The sequence below is a fragment of the Phormidium sp. CCY1219 genome, from assembly GCF_055795085.1.
On record NZ_JAYFEQ010000923.1, the window covers coordinates 1 to 2,132 of the forward strand.

The following is a 2,132-nucleotide window of genomic DNA, read 5'->3' on the forward strand; positions in this document are numbered from 1 at the left end:
TTGCCTCGGTTGATTTTTTACTTGACATGGGGTAGAATGAAGCTATAGGTGCAGGCAGGACGTATATGCAATGCATAACTTGCTTAACGGCGCTGCCTGACGCCTCGATTTCACCTCCCATTTTATCACCACTTCCCCACCCTTTGTCAAGCCCCGGAAATTTTTTTGCCTCCTTCTAACCGTGGTTGTGGGGGCGCAAACGGGAAAAGGAATGCGATCGCAATTTGACAGGCCATCGAAACCAAAATGGAAATGAGTTTTGGTAAGCTAGAAACAGCCTGCACGACCAGAAGAGTCGGAACACGATCGAGAGAGGGAACACTGTGTCACACACGATTTTGACCAATACCTGCGAAGGAGTTGCCGATTGCGTTGATGCTTGTCCGGTGGCTTGCATTCATCCCGGACCGGGTAAAAATACCAAAGGCACCGATTGGTATTGGATTGACTTTGACACCTGTATCGACTGCGGCATTTGCCTGCAGGTGTGCCCGGTAGAAGGGGCGATCGTCCCCGAAGAACGGCCCGAGTTGCAGCAGACGCCGCAATAAAGCATTGCCGGTCTTAAAATAGCAGGCGATCGCGTCTGAAAAACCCAGTGGCGGAAAAATCGGGTAGTTCCCCAAACAGATGGGAAAAGTGAATCAGCGGCCCAGTGGCGCACAACTCGACCCACCCATCGACCCGGTTTTTCCGTAAAATAGGGCTATCGGCACAGACGCGATGCCTGTTATTTTATGGTGCAAAAAGCCCGGGAAGCAAAAGGAGGACAATGCTCAGGCAAATTTGGCAACACACGATCCGACTATTTCACCGGGTGTTCGGATTCGCGAAACAGCCACCGCCCCAGGTGGAACCGGAACCCAGAACCAACCTTGCACCCCTAAGCGACAGCGAGTTTGAGCATTATTTCCTCCAGTTGCTCGATGGGGTAAATAAAGGATGGGAACAAGTGAAAGTGGGGCGGTTTTTTGCCGCACTCAGCGATCGCGCCACCGAGGAGCAATGGATCGCCTGGTTGTGGCGCTTTCGCCGCAACCTCCTCGCTTCCGAAGTACCCAACGCGGAACTCGGGCGCAGATTGGTGCGATTGGGGGAACTGAACTACGGGCAAATTAGCGAAATTGCCCTGGATATCGGCACAGAACTACTGGCGCGCTTACCCGAGAGCGATCGCATCGGCGTCGCAGAACCCACAACCGCCGCCCCTCCCCCGTCTCCGGAAACCACACCGCCTGCAGGGGAAGAACCCGCCGTCACGCCATCTCCAGATTTAGAAGACTTTGCCCCCAACCTGGATGCTGAATCCACACCGTTACCGCTTGCGGAGTCTGTTTCCGAGTTTACGCCGGTAGCGCCGCACTCAGAATCGGATAACGCGCCACCTATCGCCGCGCCGATCGCGCCAGGAGAAACCGCAGCAGAGGGGGAGGATGCCGACAGTTGGTACGATCGCGCCGTGGAACGAATGGAAGCGGGGGATTACAATGAAGCGATTAGCGCCCTGGATCGGGCGATCGCACTCAATCCCAATCATCACCGCGCTTGGATAAATCGGGGCAATGCGTCAATCGAATTAGGTAAGTTAGAAGCAGCCGTCAGTGCCTACGATCGCGCCTTAGCCATCGAACCGCAAGCGCATTTGGCTTGGCTGCACAGAGGAGATGCCCTATACGATTTAGAACGGATTGAAGAGGCATTGGCTTCTTGGGACCAAGCGTTAGACATCAATTCCAACGATGCCGAAACTTGGTACAACAAAGGATTAGCTTTCGGCGTCAAATTAGGACAGTGGGAAGAAGCATTAGCCTGTTGGGAAAAATCGTTAGAAATCAACCCCAAAGATGCCCAAAGCTGGTTTCATCACGGCGTTGCATTAGCGGCGTTAGAACGCTTAGAAGAAGCATTAGTCAGTTGGAACAACGCCACAGAGATTAAACCCGACTTTCGAGATGCTTGGATCAATCAGGGAGTGGTGTTACAAAAGATGGGAAGATATGCCGAAGCCATCGAAGCAAACAATCGCGCGATCGGATTGTTTTCTGGCTAGAATCTATCCGTCAGGGACTCCGTAGAAACCAACCCCATGTCTAAAGCCAGGGGCTTGTACTTCTAACCACCTGACCAGCCTA

2 protein-coding genes are annotated in these 2,132 nt (G+C 53.1%); both read left to right on the top strand.

Features of this window, described 5'->3' with window-relative positions; genetic code table 11:
- Positions 1-323: 323 nt before the first annotated feature.
- Positions 324-551 (top strand): indolepyruvate ferredoxin oxidoreductase subunit alpha, encoded by a 228-nt coding sequence (locus AC0QH1_RS30445; protein ID WP_324635199.1) that lies wholly within the window; start codon positions 324-326, stop codon positions 549-551.
- A gap of 221 nt (positions 552-772) precedes the next feature.
- Entirely contained in the window at positions 773-2,050 is a 1,278-nt protein-coding gene (locus tag AC0QH1_RS30450) for a tetratricopeptide repeat protein (RefSeq protein ID WP_324635200.1), read from the top strand.
- Positions 2,051-2,132 lie beyond the last annotated feature (82 nt).